Raw genomic sequence first — 6,601 nt, 5'->3', positions numbered from 1 at the left:
AAGCCACGCTCTTCGAGCATGCGCTTCAAATCCTTGAGCATTTGTGGGCCGCCACAAATCATCACGCGGTCGTCCGTGGGGTTAAAGGCCGGCAGGCCCAAGTCGGCAAACAGCTTGCCGCTCTCGATGGCGTCGGTCAGACGCCCCTGGTGTTTGAATGGTTCGCGCGTGACCGTGGGGTAGTACAAAAACTTCTCACGCACCATCTCGCCCAAGAACTCGTGCTGGGGCAACTCTTGTGTGAGGTAGTCGTGGTAGGCCAGCTCTTTGACCTCGCGCACGCCGTGCACCAAGATCACTTTGTCAAAGCGCTCATACGTGTCGGGGTCGCGGATGACGCTCAAGAACGGTGCCATGCCGGTACCTGTGGAGAGCAGGTACAAGTTTTTACCGGGCAACACATAGTCAATCAGCAGCGTGCCCGTGGGCTTGCGTCCGACGATGATTTTGTCGCCCACCTGGATGTGTTGCAGACGCGAGGTGAGGGGGCCGTCTGGCACCTTGATGCTCAAGAACTCCAGGTGCTCTTCGTAGTTGGGGCTGACGATGCTGTAGGCGCGCAGCAGAGGTTTGTCGTTGACGCGCAGGCCGATCATGGTGAAGTGGCCGTTGGAGAAACGCAGCGTGGTGTCACGCGTGGTGGTGAAGCTGAATAAGCGGTCGGTCCAGTGGTGAACCGTCAACACTTCTTCTTCGTGGAATGCACTCATGTCAAGTTAGAAATTTTTAAATCAAGCGCCAAGTGTAGGTGAGGCCTTCCAACGTCTGGCTATATCTATATGCCTTGGGCGCTTGGCGCGTTTCAGGAAAGCCAACGATGGCTTGCCTGGTGATAGCATCTTTGGCCATACTGTTTCTCATTTTTGGGATGTGACTGCCAACGCCATGCCTTCATCTGTCGCTGTCTCTTTGCCCCTGTCGGAGTTGCCTGGTCATTACATCCGGCGTTTGCAACAAATTGCAGTGGGTGTGTTCATGGACGAGACCCAGGCCTTTGGCTTGACACCGGTGCAATTCGCGGCGCTCAACGCTGTGATGGCACAACCTGGCATGGACCAGCGTACTTTGGCGGCTGGTATTGGTTTCGACACCTCAACCATCGGTGGTGTGGTGGATCGTTTGGAGGCGCGTGGTTGGGTGGTGCGTCAAGTCTCACCTGAGGACCGCCGAGCGCGTTTGCTGCGTGTGACGCCACAAGGTCAGCAGCTCTTGGCCGATGTGAATGACGCCGTGCTCAAGACGCAGGAACGCATCCTCAGGCCTTTGCCCGTCTTGCAGCGGCAAGAATTTTTGCGTATGTTGAAGGTGTTGGTGGATGCCAACAACGAGGCCAGCCGAGCCCCACGCAGCTTGGACTGATGTGCTGACCGATTACCTCATCACCGACCCTTTCTTTTATCTGGTGGCCGCACCTGCTGTGGTGTTGTTGGGCATCAGCAAAAGTGGGTTTGGCGCAGGTTTCGGTTCTTTGGCCGTGCCACTGATGGCGATGGCGGTGACAGTGCCCCAAGCCGCGGCGATTTTGATGCCCTTGTTGTTCGTGATCGATGTGCTGGGTATTGCTGCCTATCGGCATGACTTCGATCGCAAGCTCTTGAAGTTTTTGGTACCTTGGGGCTTGGTTGGAACTTTGGTGGGGTATCTGATATTCAGTCGCTTGGAGACCCACTGGGTGGCCGGTTTGGTGGGTTTCTTCACCCTGCTGTTTCTGGCGCAACGTTTGTTATTCCCGCCTGCGGTTCAAGGCACAGCACCACCACGTTGGTTGGGGGCGATCTTGACCACGCTGTCAGGCTTTACCAGTTTCATTGCGCACACCGGGGCTCCTCCGGTGAATGCCTATTTGCTGCCCATGCGTTTGGACCCGGTGACGTTTGCAGCCACTTTGTCGGTGTATTTCTTCTTCATGAATTTCGCCAAATGGGTGCCTTATGCCGCCTTGGGTTTGCTCGATTGGCGTAACTTAGGCACGGCCATGGTGTTGATGCCCTTGGTCCCGCTGGGCGTGTGGTCTGGCGTGCGAATTGCTCGCCGCATCAAGCCACAACTGTTTTATCAAATGGTGTATCTGGGCATGTTTCTCACGGGCAGCAAGCTGCTGTGGGATGCCTGGCATTGAAAAGGAAAACGTATGAAAGTGTTTGATTCATTGCAAGCAGTTCAGGCTTGGGTCGGGCAGGGTGAGTTGCTGGGTGATTGGTTGACGGTGACGCAAATGCAAATCAACCAGTTCGCACAAGCTACGGGGGATGAACAATGGATTCATGTGGACGAGGAACGCGCTCGGTCAGGGCCATTTGGCACGCCCATCGCACATGGCTTTCTCACCCTGTCTTTGTTGCCCAAACTTTGCGCCTCGGCTTTTCAAATCCATGGCGTACGTCTGGGGGTGAATTACGGCTTGAACAAAGTGCGCTTCACCGCGCCTGTGCCAGTCAACAGCCGACTGCGCGCGCGTTTGGTGCTCAAAGCATGCGACCCCATAGAGGGAGATGGGGTGCAACTCACATGGCACACAACCATTGAACGTGAGGGCGCTGACAAGCCTGTGTGTGTGGCGGAGTCGCTCACACGCTGGTATGCATAGCAAATTTGTTTTGACGCCAAGCTTCAAACACCAACACGGCCACAGCGTTAGACAAATTCAAACTGCGTTGCCCGTCGCGCATGGGCAGCCTCAGCCGTTGTGCTGTTGGAAAGCTGTCGCGCACTTCAGCGGGCAAGCCGCTGGTTTCTGAGCCAAAAACAAACCAATCACCGGGTTGATACGTCACATCATGGGCCACATCAGAGCCTTTGGTGGTCAGCGCAAACATGCGTGAGGTCGTGGGTTGTTGGTCGATCAAAAACTGCGCCCAGCTGGCATGACGGTGTACCGGCGCGTATTCGTGGTAATCCAAACCGGCGCGGCGCATGTGTTTGTCGTCCATCGAAAACCCAAGCGGCTCGATCAGGTGAAGCACACAGCCCGTGTTGGCTGCGAGACGGATGACATTGCCTGTGTTGGGCGGGATTTCGGGGTGGACCAGAACAATATTGAACATGCACGCATTGTCCAGCAATGCCCCTTGCATGTTGGCCAGATGTTGCTCGTTTCAGTTGGGGTGTGCCGGTGTGCGTGCAAAGACCAACCCGGTGATGTGCGCAGCGCCAGCAACTTTTAAGGCGCGTGCGGCTTCAAATAAAGAGGCTCCAGTGGTCATCACATCGTCAACCACCACCACGTGTCGCCCACGCACCGCCTGAACGTGGTCGGGGTGGACCCAAAAACTGCCATGCACGTTGGTCAACCGCTCGTTGCGACTTTTCCCCACTTGCTGCACGGATTGTTCGCGCCGCATCAAGGTGTGAGCCTGTGTTTTTTCTGGGCAGAGGTGTCTTGCCAATTCAAGGGCTTGGTTGAAACCCCGCTCGCGCAGTCGCACCCCAGACAAAGGCATGGGTACCAACAGATCCGCAGCCTCCAGTGCGGGTTCGACCCAGGGTGTGTGGCGCATCAGGTGAGCCAAGTGCCGTCCGAGTCCAGGATCGGCATGAAATTTGAACCGTGTGATGGCGTTCACCCAAGGGTAGGCATAGTCAACGGCACACAGGCAAGCGTCCAAACTGGGGGGTGTCTTTAGGCAGCCTGAACAGGCTGAGCCTTCCAAGGCTTGTGCACAGCGCAAACAGCGCTGCACAGGTTGTGCAAAGCGCTGAACGCAAGCATCACAAAAAGGCGCGCTGGGCCATGCATGGCAGATGTGGCACACACTGGGCCACCTTTGGGGTGCGAGCCAAGCCGGCCGTTGTAGCCAAGAAAAAAGGTGTTCACGCGGTGCCATCCACATGGGCTCAATATACTGCTGACCTCATGTCTGAAATCACTGCCTCTGAGCGCCCGCCATCACTTGACCCCGCAGCCAGTCGCCGTTGGAACGCTTGGCCCCATGTGCAATCCCCTTGGTTGAATGAAGAAATTGCACGCCGCATGCAAGAGCGCTTGGCATGGATTCGTTTGCAACCGAAACGCTGGATCGACTGGGCTCCATTGAGCGGTGGTCTGCAGGCCCATGTCTTGGTGAGGGATCGTTATCCCAAGGCGCAGTGTGAAGTGGTGGAGTCCCACCAGCAACGACTGGCGTTGACGCAACGCGCGTTGCAAACGCCGTGGTGGCGCCGTTGGGGCTTGGCCCCTGGCATGACCTTTGGTGCTCGTCCGACAGCGGGTGCCGACATGTTGTGGGCCAATATGGCGTTGCATCTGTCCGAGCAACCTCAAGCCTTGCTGCGTCAGTGGCACCAAGCATTGGCGGTGGATGGTTTTTTGATGTTTTCTTGTCTCGGACCCGACACCCTGAACGAGCTGCATGCGCTTTACCAACAGCAGGGTTGGCCTGCGCCCAGCCATGACTTCACTGACATGCACGACTGGGGTGACATGCTGGTGGCTGCTGGTTTTGCCGAACCCGTGATGGACATGGAGCGGATCACCCTGACCTACAACGATGGTGCGGCCTTGCTGGCTGAGTTGAGACAGTTGGGGCGAAACCTCCATGCTGCGCGCTTTTCAGGCTTGCGTGGGCGGGCTTGGCGTCGTCAATTGGAGCAATGCTTGTTGGCTTTGGCCAAACCAGAACACGGTGGACGTTTGAGCTTGACGGTGGAAGTTATCTATGGACATGCCCTCAAGCCTGTCCCAAAGCTCAAGATGGCGGAACAAAGTTCTGTTTCTCTTCAAGATATGCGAACCATCTTGCGAGGCTCGAAGACGCAATAGCCTTGCTAGAATGCGAGCTGGTTACTTATAGGGCAAACCATTAGTCGGGACATTGAGATAGCGCAGTGTTTCACTAGGTTTGCGCTTCTGAAGTCTAAACATTAAGGCAATCGAAAGTGATGAAGAACAATCTTTTCCAGAAGCTGGCTTCTGGTTTGCTGTTCGCCGCGACGTGGGCGAGCACGGCGGCTTGGGCGGTGAATGACTTACCGGGTGGTCCTGGTGTACGCCAGCTCAACCTTCAACCTGGGGCGACCAAAATTGCCCAAGAGCAAGGTTGGTTGCACTGGTTCATGCTGATCATCTGTACGGTGATTTTCATTGCTGTGTTTGGCGTGATGTTCTATTCGATTTGGAAGCACCGCAAATCGGTGGGCCACAAGTCGGCCAACTTCCATGAGTCGGTGAAAGTAGAAATCGCTTGGACCGTCATTCCTTTCATCATCGTGATCTTGATGGCGCTGCCTGCCACCAAGGCAGTGGTGGCTCAAAAAGACACCTCCAATGCTGACTTGACCATCAAGGCCACGGGTTACCAGTGGAAGTGGGGCTACGACTACCTCAAAGGTGAGGGTGAGGGCATTGCTTTCATCTCCACCTTGGACAACGCCCAACGCGAGATGTCCAACAACGGTGCCAAAGGTGTGGACATCGACGATTACTTGTTGAAGGTGGACAACCCCTTGGTGGTTCCTGTCAACAAAAAGGTTCGCATCATCACCACGGCCAATGACGTGATTCACGCCTTTGCTGTGCCTTCACTGGGTGTGAAGCAAGACGCCATCCCTGGCTTCGTGCGCGACACCTGGTTCCGTGCTGAGCAGGTGGGTGACTACCACGGTCAGTGCCAAGAGTTGTGTGGCAAAGAGCACGCGTACATGCCCATCCATGTGAAGGTGCTGAGTGCTGAAGACTACGCCGCTTGGGTGGTTGCCGAGCAAAAGAAAATGGCCGCCAAGCAAGAAGACCCAAGCAAAGTCTGGACGCTTGACGACATCACCAAACGTGGTGAGAAAGTGTATGCAGCCAACTGCGCGGCTTGCCACCAGCCCAACGGCAAAGGTGCTGGGCCGATCAAGCCCTTGGATGGTGCTGCCGTGGTGTTGGATGCTGACAAGACCAAGCAAATCAAAGTGCTGTTGAACGGTCAAAACAACTTGTCGATGCCCAGCTGGAAACAGTTGAGTGACACCGACATTGCAGCTGTGATCAGCTACACCAAAAACAATTGGTCCAACAAGACCGGCCAGCTGGTTCAGCCCGCCGATGTCAAAGCCGCACGTTAATTCGGCCAGCGTTTAGAAGGAACACATCATGAGCGCAGTACTCGATCCACACGGACATGTTGCAGGTGACCACGGTCACGACGATCACCACGGGGCCCCTCACGGCTGGCGCCGTTGGGTGTATGCCACCAACCACAAAGACATTGGTACCTTGTACCTGTTGTTTGCCTTCACCATGTTGATCATCGGTGGCGTCTTGGCGCTGTTGATTCGTGCTGAGCTGTTCCAGCCTGGCCTGCAGTTGGTCAACCCTGAGTTGTTCAACCAACTGACCACCATGCACGGTTTGATCATGGTCTTCGGTGCCATCATGCCGGCCTTTGTGGGCTTCGCCAATTGGATGATCCCGCTGCAAATTGGGGCGTCTGACATGGCTTTTGCCCGCATGAACAACTTCAGCTTCTGGTTGATGATTCCAGCCGCAGTGATGTTGTCCATGTCCTTCTTCATGCCTGGTGGCGCGCCTGCGACGGGCTGGACAATTTACGCACCTCTGACCTTGCAAATGGGTCCTTCCATGGACGCGGCCATCTTGGCATTGCATTTGTTGGGTGCC

9 protein-coding genes are annotated in these 6,601 nt (G+C 55.8%); 6 read left to right on the top strand and 3 right to left on the bottom strand.

What is annotated here, in order from left to right:
• Window positions 1-710: ferredoxin--NADP reductase (locus tag ACKWJN_RS10795; RefSeq protein WP_408596782.1), on the bottom strand; the 710-nt coding region annotated here is incomplete at its 3' end.
• Between the two features lie 175 nt (window positions 711-885).
• Here ACKWJN_RS10795 and ACKWJN_RS10790 point away from each other — a divergent pair.
• Genes ACKWJN_RS10790 through ACKWJN_RS10780 form a run of 3 tightly spaced genes read left to right on the top strand, consistent with a single transcriptional unit; the run spans window position 886 to window position 2,587 of the window.
• On the top strand, window positions 886-1,359 hold the full coding sequence (locus tag ACKWJN_RS10790; RefSeq protein WP_408596780.1) for a MarR family winged helix-turn-helix transcriptional regulator: 474 nt from the start codon (window positions 886-888) through the stop codon (window positions 1,357-1,359).
• Window positions 1,316-2,119, top strand: coding sequence for a sulfite exporter TauE/SafE family protein (locus ACKWJN_RS10785; RefSeq protein ID WP_408596778.1), 804 nt, complete (start codon window positions 1,316-1,318; stop codon window positions 2,117-2,119). Before ACKWJN_RS10790 ends, ACKWJN_RS10785 begins: the two co-directional genes overlap by 44 nt.
• Before the next feature lie 12 nt (window positions 2,120-2,131).
• Complete coding sequence (locus ACKWJN_RS10780) at window positions 2,132-2,587, top strand: MaoC family dehydratase (RefSeq protein WP_408596776.1); 456 nt, start codon at window positions 2,132-2,134, stop codon at window positions 2,585-2,587.
• On the opposite strand, the gene trmL is transcribed toward ACKWJN_RS10780, so the two are convergent.
• The gene (trmL, locus tag ACKWJN_RS10775; protein WP_408596774.1) at window positions 2,568-3,044 is read right to left on the bottom strand and encodes a tRNA (uridine(34)/cytosine(34)/5-carboxymethylaminomethyluridine(34)-2'-O)-methyltransferase TrmL; all 477 of its coding nucleotides are present in this window, start codon (window positions 3,042-3,044) and stop codon (window positions 2,568-2,570) included. The two genes, ACKWJN_RS10780 and trmL, sit on opposite strands and share 20 nt — an antisense overlap.
• A gap of 51 nt (window positions 3,045-3,095) precedes the next feature.
• Window positions 3,096-3,497 carry a ComF family protein gene (locus tag ACKWJN_RS10770; RefSeq protein WP_408596772.1) on the bottom strand — a complete coding sequence of 134 codons (402 nt, stop codon included), beginning with the start codon at window positions 3,495-3,497 and terminating at the stop codon, window positions 3,096-3,098.
• 356 nt (window positions 3,498-3,853) lie between these two features.
• On the opposite strand from ACKWJN_RS10770, the gene ACKWJN_RS10765 reads away from it, so the two are divergent.
• The 3 genes from ACKWJN_RS10765 to ACKWJN_RS10755 form a co-directional block, all read left to right on the top strand.
• Window positions 3,854-4,759: a class I SAM-dependent methyltransferase gene (locus tag ACKWJN_RS10765; RefSeq protein ID WP_408596770.1), complete on the top strand. Its 906-nt coding sequence runs from the start codon at window positions 3,854-3,856 to the stop codon at window positions 4,757-4,759.
• A 119-nt stretch (window positions 4,760-4,878) separates the two neighbouring features.
• Window positions 4,879-6,045: a cytochrome c oxidase subunit II gene (gene coxB, locus ACKWJN_RS10760; protein ID WP_408596768.1), complete on the top strand. Its 1,167-nt coding sequence runs from the start codon at window positions 4,879-4,881 to the stop codon at window positions 6,043-6,045.
• Between the two features lie 28 nt (window positions 6,046-6,073).
• Window positions 6,074-6,601, top strand: a 528-nt coding sequence (locus ACKWJN_RS10755; RefSeq protein ID WP_408596766.1) for a cbb3-type cytochrome c oxidase subunit I, incomplete at its 3' end; no start/stop codon positions are given.

The organism is Limnohabitans sp. (genome assembly GCF_046052825.1).
Lineage (GTDB): Bacteria > Pseudomonadota > Gammaproteobacteria > Burkholderiales > Burkholderiaceae_C > Limnohabitans.
Note: the sequence above shows the minus strand (reverse complement) of the source record. Positions and strands in the feature narration are given on the sequence as shown.

Excerpts from the sequence above, each read along its gene's own strand:
- ACKWJN_RS10790 (WP_408596780.1), top strand. The coding sequence starts at position 886 with ATGCCTTCATCTGTCGCTGTCTCTTTGCCCCTGTCGGAGTTGCCTGGT.
- ACKWJN_RS10785 (WP_408596778.1), top strand. The coding sequence starts at position 1,316 with ATGCCAACAACGAGGCCAGCCGAGCCCCACGCAGCTTGGACTGATGTG.
- ACKWJN_RS10780 (WP_408596776.1), top strand. The coding sequence starts at position 2,132 with ATGAAAGTGTTTGATTCATTGCAAGCAGTTCAGGCTTGGGTCGGGCAG.
- trmL (WP_408596774.1), bottom strand. The coding sequence starts at position 3,044 with ATGTTCAATATTGTTCTGGTCCACCCCGAAATCCCGCCCAACACAGGC.
- ACKWJN_RS10770 (WP_408596772.1), bottom strand. The coding sequence starts at position 3,497 with ATGCGCCACACACCCTGGGTCGAACCCGCACTGGAGGCTGCGGATCTG.
- ACKWJN_RS10765 (WP_408596770.1), top strand. The coding sequence starts at position 3,854 with ATGTCTGAAATCACTGCCTCTGAGCGCCCGCCATCACTTGACCCCGCA.
- coxB (WP_408596768.1), top strand. The coding sequence starts at position 4,879 with ATGAAGAACAATCTTTTCCAGAAGCTGGCTTCTGGTTTGCTGTTCGCC.